We start from the raw sequence: 20,327 nt of genomic DNA, 5'->3' as shown, positions 1-20,327 counted from the left end.
GCCCTCCTCATAGGATGAAGTAGGTAAAAGAGGAGGGACAGGCATGAAAAAGCGTTTAAGCCTGATTGTATTGTCCGTAATTATATTATGTCTACTTGTTCCCGTTTCCGGTGCGTCTGCTTCACCTGAAGGGGACACGGAAAATGAACGGCTTTGGCGTGAGCTGAACCGGACGAGCGATACGATCCTGCAGTATGTAAAAGAACGCCGATATGATGAAGCAAAACAGCTGATGGATTCGTTTTCAAAACAATTTCTCAGTGTGCGTTCCGCAGACAGCGGCCTCTCGATGAATGATCTGCGGGTTATTGTGTCTTCATATGAGCAAGCCGAGCAGGCTGCGGTGAGCATTAATATGCCGCATGAAGACAGAATCAGTGCCGCTTCTTCGTTCCGGCTACTGGTTGATGTGTACGACAAGAGCCACCGTCCGCTTTGGAAAAATACGAAAGAAACACTGTCAGCGCCTCTTACTGAAATGGCGGTGTCTTTTGAAGAGTCTGAATGGACAGATTATCAGCAGCAGCTGAACAGGTTTTTAAAAGCATACGAAGTTGTGCGCCCTGCCTGGCAGGTCTCTTTGGAGCCCCATATCTACCAGCGGTTTCATTCACAGGTCGTTTATGTGGAGCGAAACAGACATGATCCCGGTTCGGTATCAAATCTGATGAGTACACTCGCAATAATGCTTAGTGATTTAGATGATATTTACGGAGAAGGTCAGAAGGAATCATCAGATCCGTCACTATTATGGGTCATCATTACGATCGGAGGCGCTGTTCTTGCCGCCCTGTCCTATACTGCCGTAAAGAAATACAGAGGCTTAAAAGTTGAGCAGACGCTCAGAAGAAGGGACAGAGAGTAGGACATTTAAGAGAGGGTTACAATAGTACCACAGCAGGAACCATACGGGGCTGTTTCGTTGACACCCCTCTTTTCTTTGTCTAAAATCAAGGTAGAAAACAAAGGTTTTTCTTTCATAAAGAAAGCCGATTTTCACACATGAAATCCGGGTTGGAAGACTGGCGTCACGTACTTGATTATCCAGCCGGCTTTTTGAAAAGAGCTTAAATAAAACAGCAGTAACGGAGGTAGACGATTATGATGGGTCTTGGTGCATTTCTTATTTATTTTGCCATTCTGCTGATCATTCCGATGTGGGCGCAGATGCGCGTAAAATCCGCTTTTAAAAAGTATTCCCAGGTAAGGTCGTCCTCAGGGATGACAGGAGCTGAGGTTGCCAGAAAAATCCTGAATGATAACGGTATTTATGATGTGACGGTCGAACCGGTTAAGGGAAAGCTGACGGATCACTATGATCCCCGTTCCAAAACGGTCAGGTTGTCAGAGAGCAACTATTACGGCAACAGTGTAGCTGGTGCAGCGGTGGCGGCTCACGAGGTGGGACACGCCATGCAGGACGCTGAGGATTATGCGTTTCTGAGATTCCGCCATGCTTTGGTGCCGATTGCAAACTTCGGTTCCAACACCGCTATTTTTGTCATCATTGCAGGTATGCTGCTGACAATTCCCGAACTGATGCTTGTCGGAATCGTCTTTATGAGTGCAGCAGTACTGTTCCAGCTTGTGACACTGCCTGTGGAGTTTAACGCCTCCAGCAGAGCAATGGATCAGGTCGTCTCTATCGGTGTAATCCGCAACGATGAGGAACGTGAAACAAAAAAAGTCCTCAACGCTGCTGCTTTGACATACGTTGCTGCAGCTGTGGTAGCCGTTGCAGAGCTGATCCGTTTTATTCTGATGTACTTTGTCATGAGGGACGAGTAACACGTACGAAGAGGCTGGGACAAAACGCAGCTATATAGAAGGGCCCTACCGTCGGTGAGGGCCCTTTTTACTTTGGGGAGTATTAAAATGGTTGATTGTTTAAAAATGCACTCGCTTGCCGCGGGCAAGGCTTCAGCTAGCCTATATATTAATGGCCCGACAGGCTTATCAAACATTTTAAACAAACAAAACGGTGCCAACAATCGAAAAGCGATCATTGGCACTGTTTTTAATAGTATGAGACTGTTTTCTCTTTGCGGCATCGCCGCGGAAAGTGAATGGACGGCGTGAAGCGCAGCTTCTATTTCGGCGTATTCATGCTAGCGCTTTTATCATTGACAAATAACTTCCTGAGAACCATTGCACTCAAGTAAGTAATAAATGTCAGATTCCAAGCGGTTTTTTATTTTCATCCAGAGTAAAGCCTTCACCCATCACGTCCTGAACGTCTGTAAGAGTGACAAAAGCATGGGGATCCACTTTGTCAATCAGCGTTTTCAGGCGCACCATTTCATTTCTGCCGACCACACAGTAAAGGACTTCCTTATCCGTACCGGTAAAGCTGCCCTTCCCTTTCAGGAGTGTGGCGCCCCGGTCCATTTCAAGCATAATCTGGGCGGAGATTTCCGGTGCTTTTTCAGAAATGATCATGGCAGCCTTGCCGGAATAGGCCCCCTGCTGCATAAAGTCAATCACTTTGGCAGCGACAAATACCGCAAGCAGGGTATACATCGCTTCACGGTAATTAAGGTAGACAAGGGAAGCAGTAATGACAAGGGCGTCAAACATAAACATTGTCTTTCCCATGCTCCATCCGAGATATTTAAACCCGAGACGGGCGATAATATCCACGCCGCCTGTTGTCCCACCGTAGCGGAACACAATTCCGAGGCCGACCCCGATAAACACGCCGGCAAACAGAGCGGCAAGGGTCATATCATCATCCAGGGGAATTGTAAAAAAGGTGTACCGCTGAAAAATATAGAGAAAAATGGATACACCAATCGTTCCGATAAGAGTATAGATAAAGGCGTTTCTTCCGAGTATTTTCCACCCGATAATAAAGAGGGGGATGTTCAGGGCAAGGTTAGAGTAGGCAGGGTCAATTGCAAACATAAAGTAAAGAATAAGCGTGATCCCCGTAAATCCGCCGTCTGCCAGATTGTTCTGCATGTTAAAATAGACGAGACCGAAGCTCATAATAGCGGTTCCGATAAGAATGGCAATAATATTTTTTGTTTTGATGGACTGAATCATCCAGTCACCTCCAATTCAGACTATGTATGCTTAAGTATCGGCACACATTCCCAGAGTTATTATATAGAATGAACCTGGTGCCGGCAATCCCCCAAAGCCATCTCCGGCCGAATGAGTTGTCAAAAAGGCCGAGGTCCGCTACGATAATACAGAATAATGAACACTTAATGAGGTGGTTAAATGAAACAGAGTGAACGTACACTCAGAGACATACAAAATGAAGTGGATGCGTACATATCACAGTTTAAAGAAGGCTATTTTTCCCCGCTGGCCATGACTGCCCGCCTTACAGAGGAGCTGGGGGAACTTGCGCGTGAAATTAACCATTACTACGGGGAAAAGCCAAAAAAGTCATCAGAAGAGGAAAAAACGATTGAGCAGGAGATCGGAGACATGCTTTTTGTGCTGACGTGTCTGGCAAACTCGCTTGATGTTGATCTTACAGACGCCCATGACCGGGTCATGCACAAATTTTATACACGGGACAAAGATCGGTGGACAAAAATTGATCAAAAAGGAGAGCATTCAGAATGATTCGAATAGTGATTGCTGGACCAAGAGGGAATATGGGGAAAGAAGCTGTACAGATGGTTCTTGAGACAGATCAGTTTGAACTTGCAGGCGTGATCGACCGGAAAAATGGAGGAAAAACACTTGCAGATTTACAGGGCCTCCCCGATGCCGCTGTGCCGGTTTTTGATGACCCGGTTCACTGTTTCCAGGAAACGCAGCCGGATGTTCTTGTGGATCTGACAAATCCGGATACTGGTAAGGTACATATGAAACTCGCCCTTGAGAATGGAGTCAGACCAGTCATCGGAACCACCGGGTTTTCAGAAGCGGATGTAGAAGAGATGTCATTACTGGCAGAGTCAAAAGAACTTGGTGCCATTATCGCTCCGAATTTTGCAATCGGTGCGATTTTAATGATGAAATTTTCACAGACGGCTGCCCGGTATATGCCGGACGTTGAGATTATCGAGCAGCATCATGACAGAAAACTGGATGCACCTTCAGGGACGGCTGTCAAAACCGCACAGCTGATCAGTGAAGTCAGGGAAAAGAAAAAACAGGGCCATCCGGATGAGGAAGAAACGCTGCAAGGCGCACGAGGAGCTGATGTAGACGGGATGCATATTCACAGCCTGAGGCTGCCGGGACTTGTTGCCCACCAGGAAGTGATTTTTGGAGGAGAAGGACAAACTCTTAAAATCCGGCACGATTCTATCAACCGCCGGTCATTTATGCCTGGAGTGAAAATGGCCTGTGAAGAAGTGATGAGAATCGGTGTGCTTGTTTACGGATTAGAGCACATTATCGAATAGAAACGGCAGGGGGGAATCATATGAATATCGCGCTCATCGCACACGATCAGAAAAAAGATGAAATGGTCCAGTTTGCTGTCGCATTTGAACCAATTCTCAAGGACCACCGGCTGTTTTCGACCGGTACGACCGGAAAACGTGTTATGAATGAAACAAATCTTCAGGTCCATCGTTATCAGTCGGGCCCAATGGGAGGAGATCAGCAGATTGGCGCTATGATAGCCGTTAATGAAATGGATCTGGTGCTCTTTTTTAAAGATCCGCTCACAGCTCAGCCGCACGAACCGGATATTTCAGCACTAATCCGTCTGTGTGATGTGTACAAGGTGCCGCTTGCAACCAACATTGCAACAGGAGAGATTCTGCTTAAAGGGTTGGAACGGGGCGATTTATCCTGGCGAAATGTAATTGAAAAAAAGGATGGAACAAAAGATGATTAAGACCGGGACAGATATTCTGGCTATTGGGGCTCATCCCGATGATGTGGAAATCGGCATGGGAGGCACCATTGCCGTTCATACAAACCTGGGATACCGGGCAGTCATTCTGAATCTCACCAGAGCAGAATTGTCCTCCAACGGCACCGTGGAGACAAGACAGGAGGAGGCTGCCAAAGCAGCTGATTTACTTGGTGTATCAGATCTTGTTCAGCTTAATTTTCCCGACAGGGGTCTATCAGGCTTCAGTGATACTATTATCCGGACACTGACAGCGAGGATCAGGGAACTGAGGCCCCGCTTTGTGTTTGCACCTGGCATTAACGACCGTCACCCTGACCATACAGAAACAGGAATTCTGGTTAAGGAGGCGGTCTTTAACGCAGGTATAAAAAACTATGAGCCCGAGTCAGGTTCTCCTTTCCGTCCGGAGGCGTTCTGGTATTATCAGATTAATGGATTTACTGAGCCCGGAATCGTTATGGATATATCCAATGTAATCGACCGGAAGCTTGATGCCCTCCGCGCTTATAAAAGCCAGTTTCACTACGGACCTGACTCGGTAAAAACGCCGCTGACAGATGAATATATTGAGCGGGTGCGGTCCCGTGAACACGTTACCGGGCAGCTGATTGGTGTCCGGTACGGAGAAGGATTCACGAGTGACCGTCCCCTTGCCATGACAAACGTGTTTGGACGTGAGAGACATGAATAAGTTGAAAATCGGGATCACCTGCTACCCAACGGTAGGAGGATCCGGCGTTGTTGCGGCGGAGCTTGGGAAAAGCCTGGCAGAACGGGGCCATGAGGTTCATTTTATTACGTCGAGTCTTCCATTCCGTCTGGAAAATGTGAAAGCTAACATTTATTTTCATGAAGTGCAGGTGAATCAGTATTCCGTGTTTCAGTATCCGCCATATGATCTGGCCCTGGCGAGTAAAATGGCCGAAGTCGCCAAGCGTGAATCCCTTGATCTGCTCCATGTTCACTACGCTGTACCTCATGCGATCAGTGCCCATTTAGCCAAGGAAATGACCGGTAACAGGCTGAAAGTCGTTACCACACTTCACGGGACAGACATCACGGTTCTCGGGTACGATCCCTCCCTCTCTGACATGATCCGTTTCGGCATCGAACGCTCTGACACGGTTACAGCTGTGTCTGATGATCTGATCCGGCAGACAAGGGACCTTCTGGGCACAGAAAAACCAATTGAAACCGTGTACAATTTCATTGATGACCGGGTATACCGCCCGCAGAGCAGCCCGTGTCTGAAGGAAGAGTTCGGTATCAATGCAGAGGAAAAAGTGCTCGTACATGTGAGTAATTTCCGTAAAGTCAAACGTGTTCCGGACGTGGTGAGCAGTTTTGCAAAAATAAGGGAGCAGATTCCTGCCAAACTTCTTCTGATCGGAGACGGACCGGAGCAGCCGGTCGTAAGAGACCTGGTCTCAAGGCTCGGCCTTGATGATCATGTCCGTTTTCTCGGGAACCAGAAGCGTGTAGCAGAACTTCTGGCCATGAGCGATCTGAAACTGCTTCTCAGTGAAAAGGAAAGCTTCGGACTCGTGCTGCTCGAAGCAATGGCCTGCGGCGTACCTGTTATCGGATCGAGGATCGGCGGCATACCGGAAGTGATTACTGATGGAGAATGCGGCTATATATGTGAACTTGGTGACACGGATGAAGTCGCCCTAAAAGCAGTCGATCTTCTGAGAGATCCTGCTCTGCTGAAAAAAATGGGCGATGCTGCTAAAGAACGGGCAAATAGTGTATTTCATAAGGATAGAGTCGTGCGCCAGTATGAGGAACTCTATGAAAGAACTCTCGGTCAAAGGGAAAGGTGAAGAGATGAGCGGTTCAGTAAAATCAGATGCACTGAAAATTATGGATACTCTGCACCGTTATGGCTATGATGCGTATATTGTAGGCGGAGCCGTAAGAGACAGGCTTTTGAACCAGCCTGTGCATGACGTTGATGTGGCGTCCAGTGCTTCTCCTGAACAGATAATGGGGATTTTTCCTGCATCTGTTGACGCCGGCATGCAGAATGGTACTGTGCTCATCCCCTCAGGTAAAGGAACCGTCACTGAGGTTTCCACATTTAAATCCCTTCCCGGTTCCCGAAAAAACTGTATTCTGGAGGATCTGGCTCTCCGGGATTTTACAGTCAATGCCATGGCTGAAACGAAAGAAGGCACGATTCTTGATCCGTTTAACGGCCGGGCAGATCTGGATAACCGGATTCTGCGTGCTGTCGGTGATCCGGAGCAACGTTTGAAAGAAGATCCGCTGAGAGTGTTACGGGCGATCAGGTTTGCCGTTAAGTACTCATTTACAATACATGCAGATCTTGAACAGGCAATCAGAAAGTATGCTTTTCAACTCGCTGTAACAGCCTTTGAGCGTAAAGGAGCAGAGCTTGAGAAGATGCTCGGAAGTGCCCTTTGTGAACGGGATCTTATTTATTTTCTGAACAGTCCGCCTGCTGCTCATCTGGAGCCGCTTTTTACTGACAGGCAGGTGTGGCTGAAAAAACTTCAGCAGTCTCCTGCACCATTCCTGACAGAAGGAAAAGCGATGTTCTGGTTTATTGCCGCTGGTATAAATGACCCGGAGGTAAGTTCCCGCCGGCTCTCGAAGGCAAAAAGAAGCAGCCGTCTGAAAAAACAGGTAAGTGTAATGCAGGAAGTCCTTTCCTCTATAATTTCCGACGGCTGGACGAACGTGAATCTGTACAAGGCAGGAGAAGAACTGGCCATGCCCTGTGAACGGATCCGCGCATTGTGGAGGGGGGAGGAGCCTCAAACGGAAGCGGTTCTCCTCCGGTATCATGAGCTTCCAATAAAGTCAAAAAAAGACCTGGCGGTGAATGGCAGGCTGCTGATTGATACATTCGCCATCAGTGATGGAAAATGGATCGGCAAAACGCTGAAACAAATCGAAAAAGCCGTCGTAAGAAGCGAGCTTCCAAATGAGGAGAGCACTTTACTTGATTACATACGAAAGGAAGTTCCTAAATGAAATCCACACTATTGTCGCTGCTGAGAACAGGTGAAGGAGAGTTTGTGAGCGGAGAAAAAATCAGTGACCAGCTCGGATGCTCGCGTACAGCGGTCTGGAAGCATATTGATGCGCTTCGGAAAGAAGGATACACAGTGGAAGCCGCTCCGAAAAAAGGTTACCGGCTGGCCGGTGAGCCGGACACACTCAGTGTGCACCAGCTGAAATCCCGCCTGCCGGAACCATCCTTTGTAAAAGACATCCTTCATTACCCGTCCATTCATTCCACACAGGAAACAGCCCACCTTTTAGCCAGCGAGCAGGCGGAAGAAGGAACGATTGTTCTGGCTGATGAGCAGACAAAAGGGAAAGGCCGTCTCGGGCGCCAATGGCACTCACCTCCCGAAACAGGCATCTGGATGAGTCTCATTTTGAGGCCGGATATTGAAGTAAGAAGTGCCCCGCAGCTCACGCTTCTGACCGCTGTCGCGGTGGTGAGGGGGATTAAGGAATCACTGGGGCTGGACCCGGAAATCAAATGGCCGAATGATATTCTGTTCAACGGCCGGAAAGCGGCAGGGATTCTTACTGAGATGCAGGCTGAACCGGATCGGGTACACGCGATTATCGTCGGACTGGGGCTGAATGTGAATCAGGATTATTTTCCTGATGAACTTGCTGATATTGCCACATCCCTCCGGCTTGAAAAAGGAGAAAAAGTGAGCCGCACCGATGTGCTGGAGGCTATTTTAAAGGAATGGGACTGGCTGTACCGGATGTTTCTGAAAGAAGGTTTCTCATCTGTTAAACCGTTATGGGAAGCCCATGCGCTGACTATGGGAAAGGAAATTACCGCCAGAACACCAAGAGAGACACTAAAAGGTGTGGCAGTCGGCATTGATGACGCGGGAGTACTCCTTCTGCGGACAAAAGACGGTAAGCTTCACCACATTTATTCTGCCGACATCGAAGTCTGAAAACAGCCACAAATAAGATGCAATCTCTGCTATACTGACAATGGACAGTATCTTCTCTAAGAACTGTACCGTTAAGTCCTGATTGTACCGATATCGTTAATGATGGTGCACAGAGCCTGTAAAATGATTGAAAAGCATTATCAGTCTGCCTTGATCCAAAGGGGAACCGGCAAAATGGCGGTTCTGACAGACAGGGACAGAAGGAACGTTCATATGAAAAACGCACCGGAACCACCGGTGTTTTTTCGGAGCTGCCTTCTTCTGTAACCGGAAGAAGGTTTTTTGCACGGCTGGATATGAGCAGCGGGCTGAACCAGCCTGAGCGTTTTCTTCTTCATGCAGCAGTCCTGCCTTCGGGCGGAAAAACCATGTATTGGGGAGGAAGCAATATGAAAAGCACAGCTGATTTTAGAACAATGAAACAAAACGGGGAAAAAATTGCAATGGTTACTGCTTACGATGCCCCTTCGGCTAAACATGCGGAAACTGCAGGAATCGATCTTCTTCTGGTCGGAGACAGCGTCGGAATGACCGCACTGGGCTACGATTCAACCGTACCTGTCACGATGGAGGACATGATCCTGCACACACGGGCAGTCAGACGAGGAGCAATAGGCACTTTTACGGTGGCTGATATGCCCTTTATGAGCTATCACGGCTCGCTCGATCTTGCTCTTGGCAATGCCTGCCGGCTTATGCAGGAAGGCGGCGCTCATGCAGTAAAAGTGGAAGGCGGAAATGAAGTTCTTGATGTCATTCACGCCTTGACCCGGGCAGGTGTGCCCGTTACGGCTCACCTTGGACTAACACCGCAGTCGGCCGGCGTGATCGGGGGCTATAAAGTACAGGGAAAAACAGCTGAACAGGCCGGAAAGCTGATCAGGGAAGCAAAAAAAGCAGAAGAAGCAGGCGCCTTTATGCTGGTTCTGGAATGTGTGCCCCTCCAAGTGGCTGAGCGGGTGAGAGACGGACTTTCCATTCCGGTAATCGGCATCGGAGCAGGCAGAAATACGGACGGCCAGGTTCTTGTCTGGCACGATCTGATAGGCTATTCCGGTACCCGTGTACCGAAATTTGTGAAAAAGTTTGCAGATCTTGCACCGGAAATCGAGAAGGCACTGAGAGATTATAAAGATGAAGTGAAAGCAGGGGCATTTCCGGAAGAAGGACACTCTTTCTTTATGGATGATGAAGAAGTCGGTGCTTTGTACAGTCAGGCTGGTGAGCGTCCGTGATTACAGCACGCCGTACAGAGGAGGTCCGGCGCACCCGGTCCAGGATCGTGAACCAAACAATTGGATTTGTCCCCACAATGGGGTTTCTTCATGAAGGCCACCTTTCCCTGATCCGCCGTGCGAAACAGGATTGCGGGTTCGTGGTGGTCAGCATCTTTGTCAATCCCCTTCAGTTCGGAGCGGGAGAGGATTATGATACGTATCCGCGCAATGAGAAAAACGATTTGAACCTTGCTCAGGAAGCAGGCGCGGATCTGGTCTTTCTTCCCGGTCCTGATGAAATGTATCCGAAGCCGATGAGTTCATCGATCCGTGTGGAAAAAGGAACAGATATATTATGCGGAGCCAGCAGGCCAGGCCACTTTGACGGCGTTGTAGCAGTTGTGACTAAGCTGTTTAACATTGTACAGCCGGATTTTGCTTATTTCGGGCAGAAGGATGCCCAGCAGGCGGCCATTATTGAAACGATGGTACAGGATTATCACATCCCGGTAACGATCGTAACTTCTCCGACGGTGCGGGAACCGGACGGTCTGGCAAAAAGCTCCAGAAATGTGAATCTTACTGCGGAAGAACGCAAAAAAGCACCGGCGGTATACCGCTCGCTTGAAGCGGCTGTCGATCAAATGCTCTCTGGGGAGGATGTTAAGGACGTGCTCGCAGTTTGCAGCAGCCGGATTGCTGCAGAAACAGGCGGACAGGTGGATTACGTGGAGTTATGTACGTGGCCTGAACTGAAAAGAGCCGGTCAAGTAAAAGCGGGGGAACCTCTGCTCCTTGCATGTGCAGTCCGATTTTCAAAAGTAAGGCTGATCGATAATATCATTTTCACTGCCTGACGGCACTAAGCAGTCTGACGAATTAGCCATATAAGATAATGCTATAAAAAAGCTGTTTTGGATAGATTGTTGCTTTTCGTATCTTTGATATGGAGCGTAAGGCGGCGACTCCTGCGGGAATAGCATCAGCTGCCAGCGCTTACTTCCTGAGTAGGCTGCGAGGTGCTTCGACGCAGCAGGCTTCGAAGCTGTGCTGGCAGAGGAAGAAGCAGAAGTTTCCCGAGGAGACTGAAGCGATGCCCGCGGTAAGCGCCCGCCTGGAGCGTAATAAAATAACAATCTTTACGAAAAGAGCGAAACAAAAAGATCACGTTTTATTTTGCTGGAGCCGCTGCCCTGCGCTCCATAAGTTTGTAAGCAGCAGTAGAACAAAATCAGCATGATCATTAAACTGGAGGATGAAAAGCAATGAGACATATGATGAGTGCCAAGCTTCATCGCGCACGTGTCACCGAAGCCAATCTGAATTATGTAGGAAGTATCACAATCGATGAGGACCTCATGGACGCGGTCGGTGTTCTTGCAAACGAGCGCGTACAGGTTGTCAATAACAATAACGGGGCCCGGCTTGAGACTTATGTAATTCCCGGGAAAAGAGGAAGCGGGACGATCTGTCTGAACGGAGCGGCAGCTCGGCTTGTTCAGCCTGATGATCGCGTCATCATCATCGCATACCAATGGATCGCAAATGAAGATGCGAGAGAGCATCAGCCTAAAGTCGCTATCCTTAATGACAAAAACGAAATCACACAGCTTATGAGCACTGAACCAGCTTCTACCTGCATCTTCTGAGTATAGTCCCCCCTTTCTTCAAGGAACACTTAGATTAACGGGTCTTACGGACCTTGGTTCCAGAAGAAAGGGGGGATTTTTATGTCCAATTTATCATGGGGATGGGAGGAAACGTGCGTCTGGCTCGGCGAGCATTACCACGAACTTACCGAGACCCAGCAGGCAGTCATACTCGATCAACTCGAAGAGGAGCATGCCAGGATACTTGATCTTTATACAATCCAGCATGAGCTTCTCTCCTCAGTTAGGGAAACAATCGGATCAGGAAGCAGGAATCCCTATGCCTTTACCGAATCAACAGAACCGACAGAAGGGCTCGGGTATTTTCAGCTCGAAATGTACCGACATGCGATCGAAAAACTGGTAAGGGAAGCGGCCGCATCCCCGCAGCGGACGAGGCTCCTTCTGTATCTGGGATTCGCCTGTGTATATGAGGAGTGTGATGAAGCTGCCCTCGATGCCCTGATGAGTGTGATCCATCAGAGCGCCGACAGGTCTGAACTGCATTTTGCCTATACCGGACTTGGTCTTTTAAAAGGCAGATCAGGGCAGATGGAGGAAGCGGTTATGTGCTTTGAAAAAGCACTCACACTTATCAATAATCCCGATGTGTTATATAATTTAGGAACTTGTTATTTTTATCTGGAAAAATACGACCTGGCTTCAGCCTCATTTGAATCTTTTGTAAAGACAGAACCGGACGCCGAATCGTATTACTGGCTCGGTCAGAGCCGCCTGATGGGCGGAAATGTTACGCTGGCCCATGAAGCCTGGTACGAGGCAGTCCAGTATGCCCCGGGAAGAGAGGTTATTCTTTCGCTTGCTGCAGCTTTTGAAGAACAGGGCGAATTTCTCTGCGCCTTTCACTGTTACGAACATTTAGCAGGGGATGAACCTGAAAATGAGATGGTTCTTCACGGCAAGGCATGGACCCTGGGACTTATGGACAGACGCACGGAGTCGTGCGAGTTGTTCCGTAAAGCTGTGCAATTGTGGCCTTATAACACAAATATATGGATTTCATACTTGTGGCTGGTGACAAAGTGGCGGGACACGGAGGAATATAACCGTGTCATCAAGGGGGTTAACGCGCAGAAACTGCGCCACCCTCTTCTGGAGAGCCTGAGCGAAACGGAGATTTGAAGCACGGGAGTTGGAGGAACATAGGAATGAAACGGTTTGTTATACTGGATGCGGAAACCACGGGGGTGTCATATAAACGGGGAGACAGAATTATTCAGCTTGCCTTTGTCGTAATGGAGGGCAAAGAGATTACAGAGCGATTTATGAGCTATCTGAACCCCGAACAGGAAATTCCTCCGTTTATCCAGTCCCTTACTCAGATTGACGGCAGCATGGTTAAAGATGCCCCGTCTTTTGGTGAGGTGGCACCCGAACTTTTAGAGAAGCTTGATGGTGCGTTTTTTGTGGCGCACAACGTGAACTTTGATCTGACATTTGTAAATGATGAGCTTGAAGCAGCAGGCTATGCCCTGTTTGAAGGTCCGGTTCTTGACACCGTGGAACTTGCCCGGATGGCATATCCGACCGCAGATGGCTTTAAGCTCACACAGCTGAGTGATGAATTTGATATCGGGCACGACCAGCCCCACAGGGCTGACAGTGACGCTGAAGCAACCGCACGTCTTCTTCAGGACGTGTTTGCTGTGTTTGAGTCACTGCCCCTCGTGACACTTCAGCAGATCAGGAAGATGTCAGACCGATTCAGAAGCAGTCTGCGGCCCCTTCTTGATGAATGGATTGCCTCAAAAACGAGTACTGTCCACCTCGGAGAGGAAGATGCTGATATATACCGGGGAATCGCTCTTGCACCTGAAATGAAAGAAACAACGGAAACCGGACAGGATGATGCGGACATTACCTTTGACGAATTGAAGGAGCAGATTACCGGGGATAAAGGGAGAATGACAGCTGCTATAGATGAATATGAAAGCCGTCCCGGTCAGGCTCAAATGATGGAACGGGTCTATGAAGCATTTGACACGCGCCAGCACGCCCTTATTGAAGCAGGTACAGGAACCGGCAAAAGTCTAGCCTACCTGATCCCGGCAGCCTGTTATGCAAAACAGCATAAACAGCCTGTCGTAATATCCACGTATACGATTCAACTGCAGGAGCAGCTTCTTAAAAAGGACGTCCCCCTTCTCGAGCAGATCGTTCCTTTTAAGGTGCAGACAGCCCTTATAAAAGGCCGGGAGCATTACATAAGTCTGCAGAAGTTTGAGGCGGTACTGGAGAGCGACCTGACAGACAATTATGACCGAACACTGGCCAAAACACAGATTCTCGTGTGGCTGACGAGAACAAAAACCGGTGACATTGAGGAACTGAACCTCAGTGCGGCCGCCAGGCAGTTCTGGCATGAAATCAGTGCCGGCGTTGATGACGAAGGATCCCAGCCATGGTATCCCCGCTGTTTTTACCAGCGCGCAAGAAAAAGAGTTCACCGTGCAGATCTGATTATTACAAATCATGCTCTTGTGCTGTCTGATCATCAAAACAGCGCCGGACTGCTTCCGGCTTACAATCGTTGTATTATTGACGAGGCCCATCACTTTGAAGAAGCGGCTTCTTCCCATCTGGGTACGCACCTCGATTACGTAGCTTACTCGAGAATATTTAATGAAACCGGAAGCATCGACGGGGCTGGTGTGATCGGTAATATTTCACGTACCTTAGGAAAAGAGCCCCTAGTCAAAGCTGCAATCACAGAAGCAGAATCGAAAGTGAAAGCGGCAAAAACAGAAATGAGTGAACTGTTTTTATATCTTCACCATCTGGCCTTTTCCAGGAAGAAGAAAAAAAATGACCGGGGTAAAGTGAGTATCACTTATGATCCGGCAGCCGAGGACATTGCGCACGCCCGGGAGGCGGCTGCCAGAGCCCTCTTCTCTTCACAGGAAGCTCTTCATGCACTACTGGCACTCGCAGAGGAATGTGACCGCTGTAAAGACACCAGAAGCATGACGGAGACAGGATTAAAAATGCATAAGGCTCTCGTCCAGACTCTGGAGAGAATTGCTGACCGGCTTTATAAGTCCCAGAAAAATCTGGAGACCCTTCTCCTGAATAAAGACGAAAATACCGTTTACTGGCTTGAAGCAGATGCAAAGGGGCCAAAGCAGACTGTTCTCCTGCAGGCGAGACCTGTCGATGTATCAGGAGTTCTTGCTGACGACCTGTTTGGAAAAAAAGACAGTGTGGTTCTCACTTCTGCCACATTGACCGTAAATAAAAAGTTTGACTACATTATTAAAAATCTCGGTCTTGGCGATTTTCCACTTGTTCAATTGGCCATTGAGTCTCCATTTGCCTGGAAGGACCAGGTTAAATTAATGATCCCTACAGATCTTCCGGTACTCGGTAAAGTGGATGAGAGGCTGTACTGTGAAAACATTGCGATCCACCTTTACAGACTGTCCCGGATCAGTGAAGGACGCATGCTCGTTCTGTTCACATCCTATGAGATGCTTAAAACGTGCCATGAGCTGCTTAAGGATATCCTCGATGAAGATTTCATGCTTATCTCACAAGGCATTAACGGGGGTAGCAGAACGAAGCTTACGAAGAGTTTTCAGCAGTTTGATAAAGCTGTGATGCTTGGTACAAGCAGTTTCTGGGAAGGGGTGGACATCCCCGGGGAGGATCTTACACTGCTCGTAATGGCACGGCTTCCGTTTACACCTCCTGACGACCCCGTTTACAAAGCAAAATCCCGGGCTCTTGAACAGGCCGGAAAAAGTCCGTTTATGGATCTGGCAATACCCCAGGCTGTGATTCGGTTCAAGCAGGGATTCGGACGGCTCATCAGAAAGCAGACAGACCGGGGGGCAGTGATCGTCCTTGACAGAAGAATTGAAACCACCCGATACGGGAGACTGTTTATTAAATCACTTCCGGATATTACAAGAACCACAGGGACAATCGATGAACTGGAAGAAGATCTGAAAAACTGGTTATAATGGATGACAGATTGTACCATTGCAAAAGGGAACTTAACAATCCGGCAATCGAAGGACGGAGAAGTGTATGAACCTTTCACGAAAAATCCTAAAAATAACTGCAGTTTGTTTATTTCTGCTTCTGATCCTTCCTGTGACTGCTTCGGCGATGGAGGAAGTGGATGTGGAACTCAATTTGGGCGGCGGGGAAATTGCCTGTACGTTCTTTGACCTGCGTCACGGTGAATCCACACTGACCGTTAACGGAAGCGGTGAAACTGTGCTTATTGATACAGGTCACAGGTCTGCCCGGGAAGATCTTGAGATCAGGCTGGATATGTATCATATTGAAGAAGTGGATGCCATTATTCTTACAAATAAACAGGCAGAATACACCGGCAACCTGACCTGGGTGATTGAAAATTACGGGGTGGGGATAGTGTATATGCCTAAACCTATGTACCAGGACGTACTTCCGGCTGTAGAGGGAACCGGAGCAGAGATCCACTTTTATACGATAAACAGTCAATTCGAACCGATGAACGGCTTCAGTGCAGATGTTTTATACACAGAAACACGTCCCGGTATTCTGGAAGGTGCCTCTGTGATCATGTTTGAGCATGAGGCCGACCGCATCCTTTACATGAGCGTGGCGGATGACCAGATCGAATCCTACCTTACAAAAAACAGGGATGTTGACGCTGCAGTTCTGAAAGTAGCTGAATTTGCGAATATGAGGGGTACAACACAAATGCTTCTCGATGAGGCTGATCCGCAGGTAGCTGTTATCTTTCAGAACGGAGAAGAAGAAGCAAGCCCCTTTGTCCTTGAGAGGCTCCAGGGGACATGGATAGAGATCTTCCAGACGGCCCGCGCAGGCTCCGTTTCAATCAAATGGCAGGATGGCGATTATGAGATTTTCACCGTCCACCCTGCAGAAAAAACCTATCCTGAAGAAATTGCCATACGGCTGAAGGAGCTTTTCGGGACAAAAACAGAGTAAGGGGAGGAGAGCATGAGCAGAACAATTGTAAAAAACGGCATATTCGTTACATTGGCTTCAAAAGAAGAACCGGTCCTGAATGGATACATGGTGGTGGAAAACGGAACTATTGACGGTTTGTATGAAGGAGAACCGTCTCCTGAAACCGTGAACGGAAACACGATCATTGATGCACAGGGTAAATGGGTTCTTCCGGGGCTTGTGAATACACACGGTCATACTGGCAGTGCGCTTCTCAGAGGGGCAGGGGAGGACGATCTGCCGGTGCAGAAATGGCTTGAATCAGTGATGTGGCCAGCAGAACAGACATTTACACCCGGAATTACAAGAGCAGCCAATGCCCTTGCCATCGGAGAAATGATTAAAAGCGGGACAACCACGTTTCTGGATATGTACCATCTCAATATGGATGCCGCCGGTGAACTGATAAAAGATTCAGGAATCAACGGTGTTCTCTGCAGAGGCATGATCGGTCTTTGCCCAGAGCACGAGCAGAGGGAAAAACTGAATGAAGCAACAGATCTCTACCGGAACTGGCACAACGAGGCAGACGGCAGAATCAGGGTCATGCTTTCTCCTCACGCTCCATACACATGTCCGCCTTCATTTATGGAAATGATCATTGATCGTGCTTCAGAGCATGAGATCTCTCTTCATACGCATCTTGCAGAGAACCGCGGGGAAGTCGAAACTCATAAACAGCAATATGGAAAAAGACCGGCTGAACACCTTGCTGAACTCGGTTTCTTTGATCTTCCAGCTCTGATCGCCCACGGTGTGCATCTGTCGGAAAAAGAACTTGATCTATTTGCTGAAAAGAAGGTATGTGTTTCTCATAACCCTGTGAGCAATCTGAAACTCGGTTCTGGTATCGCTGATGTCCCCGGCATGAGGAAAAGAGGCATTTCTGTCTCACTCGGAACAGATTCAACTGCGAGCAACAACAGCCTTGATCTGTTTGAGGAAATGAAGATGGCCGCACTTATACATAAAGGAACAAGTGAAGACCCGACAGTTACCAGTGCATATGACACACTCAAGTCGGCAACAGCACAAGGCGCACGATCCCTCGGATACAGCCGCAAAGGGAGACTTGAAAAAGGGTGGGACGCTGATTTCATTTTTGTCGATCATTCCGGAATGCACACACTCCCGGATCCGGCTGACCGGGTTTTATCCCACCTCGTTTATGCTTCCAAAGCCAGTGATGTAACGGATGTTTATGTATCGGGCAGAGCCCTGATGAAAAACAGGGAGCTACAGACTCTTGATGAGGAGCAAGTCATAGCAAATGTCCGCGCCGCCATGGAGGAACTGAAAAATCTTATGTAAATGGGTTGCCACCTGAAACCTAACAGGAACAGGTGGCGGGTGCCTGGCCGGGGAATATTAATGGTTTTCACAGTCATCAGGAAATTTTGTCTGTCTGAAACTGATGAGCAGTGTGGTAAAATGGTGAGGTCTGGACGGAGACCGCAGTGAAATCAGGTGCTTTTCCTCTTCGTACCATTCTGCTGTGCTCCTGTGCCTCTCCTCATTCATGTTTCGGGTCACGCTCATTCCCCCTTTTTTGTGAGCGTACTGTTAGTATCACCCGGGCAAAGCGCTCTATAACAAAACATTATCACCAGTGATGGGAAACAAAAGCACAGCCTGATCGTGATAAAGGAGGAGAAGGATGGACAGTAAGATTAAAACCCTGTCTCAGGTCAAAGTTCAGAAAAGCGAAGATCTGTACAAAGTGGTTAACAGTCTGAATCGTACTTTAAAAGACCGGGATCTGATGTTCGGTGTCGCTTATGATGATGCAGACAAAACAAAAATGGTATTTACAATTTACGAAACATAAAGAGAAGGTGAAGCCGTGAGAGGATGGATTTTAGCAGGAACGGCAGTCCTTGGACTCGTTACTGCTGTCTCGCTTTATCTCCTGTATCAGTCTGCTGCTTCCTCACAGATAACTGGCAGCGACCAGGCAAAAGCATACGCCCTGGCTGAAGGATACCTTACCGAAGTGGAAAGGGCCGATTATTATTACGGCAGAAGAGCTTATACTGTTCTTTCGGGTGAGGATCAAAACGGGGAGGCAGCCTACGTCTGGATTGAACAGCAGGCGGAGGCAAATGAGGATGAAGAAGATGATGCGGAAAATTCTGCAGAAGATTGGGAACCCCGAGTCGTAGTAAGAACTCAGGATGAAGGCATTTCCAGAGAGGAAGCAGAAGAAATCGCGTCCAGGGAACTGGAGATTCAGGAATGGAAACAGGTGCGCCTTGGAATGATTGGAGACACACCTGTTTATGAAATGGTCTATATTGATACAGACAACCGATATTCTTTTTATTATCTTAGTTTCGACGACGGCTCCTACATCCGTCATTATCAGCTGAGGCAGGACCGTTAGGAGCACATTTATTTCAGGGAGGCGTTTTGAAAAATGGAACTTTCACCCCGTGTAACAGCAATAACTCCATCATCAACACTTGCCATTACAGCGAAAGCGAAAGAGCTTAAAGCAGAAGGTCACGACGTGATCGGTCTGGGGGCAGGAGAACCGGATTTTAATACTCCGGATCATATTATTAAAGCGGCTTCAAGATCAATGGAAGAAGGACATACAAAATATACACCGGCAGGAGGCATGGCTGAACTCAAAGAAGCCGTAGCCCGGAAATTTAAAACAGATCAGGGCCTTTCCTACGGACCGGGTGAAATCATTGTCACAAACGGAGCGAAGCATGCTCTTTCCCTTCTGTTTCAGACGATTTTGAAAGAGGGAGAAGAAGTCATTATCCCTGCTCCGTACTGGGTAAGCTATCCGGAACAGGTGAAGATTGCAGGCGGTGAACCTGTTATATTAAATGCATCGGAAAGCAATGACTTTAAGCTTACACCGGAGCAGTTGGAAGCAGCAGTCAGCAAAAATACGAAAGCCATCGTCATTAACTCACCAGGAAATCCGACCGGCATTATGTATTCCTCAGAGGAACTTCGAGCAATTGGCGAGGTTTGTCTGAAGCACAACCTGTTAATTGTATCGGATGAAATTTATGAAAAACTGATTTACAAAAATGCTGAGCATACGTCGATTGCTTCGTTATCCGAGCAGCTGAAGGCACAGACCATTATCATTAACGGTGTAAGCAAATCCCATTCCATGACCGGCTGGCGAATCGGCTACGCTGCGGGAAATAAAAAAATCATTAAAGCGATGACGACCCTTGCAAGCCATACAACTTCCAATCCGGCAGTGATGGCCCAATACGGGACAATTGCCGCATATAATGGTAGTTCTGAGCCGGTTGAAAAGATGAGAACGGCGTTTGAAGACCGGCTTGAAAGAGGATTTGAAGCTGTATCTGCTATTCCCGGCTTTTCATGTGTGAAGCCTCAGGGCGCATTTTATCTTTTTCCCAATGTGAAAAAAGCGGTCGAACAATCCCCTTATCAAACAACAGATGAATGGGTGGCGGCACTTCTTGAACAGGAAAAAGTGGCGGTGGTGCCAGGTTCCGGATTTGGTGCTCCTGATAACATCCGGCTGTCTTATGCGACAGATTTTGACCAGTTCAGTGAAGCTGTCAGGCGGATCCGCGCTTTTGCAGAAAATAACAACTCAAGCAAGTAAAGACTGTCCTGGAGGGCTGAACAAAGCCTTCCGGACAATTTTTGTTAAACCAGGACAGCGGGTGAACCGGTTGCGTCTTTG

The 20,327-nt window shown here is 48.2% G+C and carries 22 protein-coding genes; 20 read left to right on the top strand and 2 right to left on the bottom strand.

Annotated features, from left to right (window positions below; translation table 11 throughout):
• Nucleotides 1-43: 43 nt before the first annotated feature.
• The 3 genes from CR205_RS07375 to CR205_RS07365 all read left to right on the top strand — a co-directional run bounded on the left by CR205_RS07375 (nucleotide 44) and on the right by CR205_RS07365 (nucleotide 2,079).
• On the top strand, nucleotides 44-865 hold the full coding sequence (locus CR205_RS07375) for a sporulation protein YpjB (protein ID WP_110518277.1): 822 nt from the start codon (nucleotides 44-46) through the stop codon (nucleotides 863-865).
• Nucleotides 866-1,104: 239 nt separating this feature from the next.
• Complete coding sequence (locus CR205_RS07370) at nucleotides 1,105-1,788, top strand: zinc metallopeptidase (protein ID WP_110519728.1); 684 nt, start codon at nucleotides 1,105-1,107, stop codon at nucleotides 1,786-1,788.
• Between the two features lie 87 nt (nucleotides 1,789-1,875).
• Nucleotides 1,876-2,079, top strand: a complete 204-nt coding sequence (locus tag CR205_RS07365; RefSeq protein WP_110518276.1) for a hypothetical protein — start codon at nucleotides 1,876-1,878, stop codon at nucleotides 2,077-2,079.
• A 93-nt stretch (nucleotides 2,080-2,172) separates the two neighbouring features.
• Here the strand turns inward: CR205_RS07365 and CR205_RS07360 are convergent, their stop codons facing one another.
• On the bottom strand, nucleotides 2,173-3,045 hold the full coding sequence (locus CR205_RS07360; RefSeq protein WP_110518275.1) for a YitT family protein: 873 nt from the start codon (nucleotides 3,043-3,045) through the stop codon (nucleotides 2,173-2,175).
• A 180-nt stretch (nucleotides 3,046-3,225) separates the two neighbouring features.
• Here CR205_RS07360 and CR205_RS07355 point away from each other — a divergent pair, with 180 nt between their 5' ends.
• The 14 genes from CR205_RS07355 to CR205_RS07285 all read left to right on the top strand — a co-directional run bounded on the left by CR205_RS07355 (nucleotide 3,226) and on the right by CR205_RS07285 (nucleotide 17,950).
• Entirely contained in the window at nucleotides 3,226-3,579 is a 354-nt protein-coding gene (locus CR205_RS07355) for a nucleotide pyrophosphohydrolase (RefSeq protein ID WP_110518274.1), read from the top strand.
• A complete protein-coding gene (dapB, locus tag CR205_RS07350; protein ID WP_110518273.1) occupies nucleotides 3,576-4,370 on the top strand; it encodes a 4-hydroxy-tetrahydrodipicolinate reductase in 795 nt (264 codons plus the stop codon). Before CR205_RS07355 ends, dapB begins: the two co-directional genes overlap by 4 nt.
• Before the next feature lie 20 nt (nucleotides 4,371-4,390).
• Complete coding sequence (mgsA, locus tag CR205_RS07345) at nucleotides 4,391-4,810, top strand: methylglyoxal synthase (protein WP_110518272.1); 420 nt, start codon at nucleotides 4,391-4,393, stop codon at nucleotides 4,808-4,810.
• Nucleotides 4,803-5,522 carry a bacillithiol biosynthesis deacetylase BshB1 gene (gene bshB1, locus CR205_RS07340; RefSeq protein ID WP_110518271.1) on the top strand — a complete coding sequence of 240 codons (720 nt, stop codon included), beginning with the start codon at nucleotides 4,803-4,805 and terminating at the stop codon, nucleotides 5,520-5,522. The genes mgsA and bshB1 overlap by 8 nt, the downstream gene beginning before the upstream one ends.
• Nucleotides 5,515-6,654 (top strand): N-acetyl-alpha-D-glucosaminyl L-malate synthase BshA, encoded by a 1,140-nt coding sequence (gene bshA / locus CR205_RS07335; protein ID WP_110518270.1) that lies wholly within the window; start codon nucleotides 5,515-5,517, stop codon nucleotides 6,652-6,654. The genes bshB1 and bshA overlap by 8 nt, the downstream gene beginning before the upstream one ends.
• Nucleotides 6,623-7,831 (top strand): CCA tRNA nucleotidyltransferase, encoded by a 1,209-nt coding sequence (locus CR205_RS07330; protein ID WP_161524712.1) that lies wholly within the window; start codon nucleotides 6,623-6,625, stop codon nucleotides 7,829-7,831. Before bshA ends, CR205_RS07330 begins: the two co-directional genes overlap by 32 nt.
• Nucleotides 7,828-8,787, top strand: coding sequence for a biotin--[acetyl-CoA-carboxylase] ligase (locus CR205_RS07325; RefSeq protein ID WP_110518268.1), 960 nt, complete (start codon nucleotides 7,828-7,830; stop codon nucleotides 8,785-8,787). The genes CR205_RS07330 and CR205_RS07325 overlap by 4 nt, the downstream gene beginning before the upstream one ends.
• Nucleotides 8,788-9,176: 389 nt before the next feature.
• Nucleotides 9,177-10,022 carry a 3-methyl-2-oxobutanoate hydroxymethyltransferase gene (gene panB, locus CR205_RS07320; protein ID WP_110519726.1) on the top strand — a complete coding sequence of 282 codons (846 nt, stop codon included), beginning with the start codon at nucleotides 9,177-9,179 and terminating at the stop codon, nucleotides 10,020-10,022.
• Nucleotides 10,019-10,861 carry a pantoate--beta-alanine ligase gene (panC, locus tag CR205_RS07315; protein ID WP_110518267.1) on the top strand — a complete coding sequence of 281 codons (843 nt, stop codon included), beginning with the start codon at nucleotides 10,019-10,021 and terminating at the stop codon, nucleotides 10,859-10,861. The genes panB and panC overlap by 4 nt, the downstream gene beginning before the upstream one ends.
• 408 nt (nucleotides 10,862-11,269) lie before the next feature.
• Nucleotides 11,270-11,653: an aspartate 1-decarboxylase gene (panD, locus tag CR205_RS07305; protein ID WP_201745351.1), complete on the top strand. Its 384-nt coding sequence runs from the start codon at nucleotides 11,270-11,272 to the stop codon at nucleotides 11,651-11,653.
• A gap of 81 nt (nucleotides 11,654-11,734) precedes the next feature.
• Nucleotides 11,735-12,796: a tetratricopeptide repeat protein gene (locus tag CR205_RS07300; RefSeq protein WP_110518265.1), complete on the top strand. Its 1,062-nt coding sequence runs from the start codon at nucleotides 11,735-11,737 to the stop codon at nucleotides 12,794-12,796.
• 26 nt (nucleotides 12,797-12,822) lie between these two features.
• Complete coding sequence (gene dinG, locus CR205_RS07295) at nucleotides 12,823-15,636, top strand: ATP-dependent DNA helicase DinG (protein WP_110518264.1); 2,814 nt, start codon at nucleotides 12,823-12,825, stop codon at nucleotides 15,634-15,636.
• Nucleotides 15,637-15,703: 67 nt separating this feature from the next.
• Nucleotides 15,704-16,618, top strand: coding sequence for a ComEC/Rec2 family competence protein (locus tag CR205_RS07290; protein WP_110518263.1), 915 nt, complete (start codon nucleotides 15,704-15,706; stop codon nucleotides 16,616-16,618).
• 12 nt (nucleotides 16,619-16,630) lie between these two features.
• Nucleotides 16,631-17,950, top strand: a complete 1,320-nt coding sequence (locus CR205_RS07285; protein ID WP_110518262.1) for an amidohydrolase — start codon at nucleotides 16,631-16,633, stop codon at nucleotides 17,948-17,950.
• 57 nt (nucleotides 17,951-18,007) lie between these two features.
• On the opposite strand, the gene CR205_RS20245 is transcribed toward CR205_RS07285, so the two are convergent.
• Complete coding sequence (locus tag CR205_RS20245; RefSeq protein WP_161524711.1) at nucleotides 18,008-18,172, bottom strand: hypothetical protein; 165 nt, start codon at nucleotides 18,170-18,172, stop codon at nucleotides 18,008-18,010.
• Nucleotides 18,173-18,296: 124 nt separating this feature from the next.
• Between CR205_RS20245 and CR205_RS07280 the strand changes: the two genes are divergently transcribed.
• The 3 genes from CR205_RS07280 to CR205_RS07270 are packed head-to-tail and all read left to right on the top strand — an operon-like array spanning nucleotide 18,297 to nucleotide 20,246.
• The gene (locus CR205_RS07280; RefSeq protein WP_110518261.1) at nucleotides 18,297-18,467 is read left to right on the top strand and encodes a YpmA family protein; all 171 of its coding nucleotides are present in this window, start codon (nucleotides 18,297-18,299) and stop codon (nucleotides 18,465-18,467) included.
• Between the two features lie 15 nt (nucleotides 18,468-18,482).
• Entirely contained in the window at nucleotides 18,483-19,022 is a 540-nt protein-coding gene (locus CR205_RS07275) for a cell wall elongation regulator TseB-like domain-containing protein (protein ID WP_110518260.1), read from the top strand.
• Between the two features lie 33 nt (nucleotides 19,023-19,055).
• Complete coding sequence (locus CR205_RS07270) at nucleotides 19,056-20,246, top strand: pyridoxal phosphate-dependent aminotransferase (RefSeq protein ID WP_110518259.1); 1,191 nt, start codon at nucleotides 19,056-19,058, stop codon at nucleotides 20,244-20,246.
• Nucleotides 20,247-20,327: the final 81 nt, after the last annotated feature.

Origin of the sequence: Alteribacter lacisalsi (genome assembly GCF_003226345.1) — a bacterium.
GTDB lineage: Bacteria > Bacillota > Bacilli > Bacillales > Salisediminibacteriaceae > Alteribacter > Alteribacter lacisalsi.
Note: the sequence above shows the minus strand (reverse complement) of the source record. Positions and strands in the feature narration are given on the sequence as shown.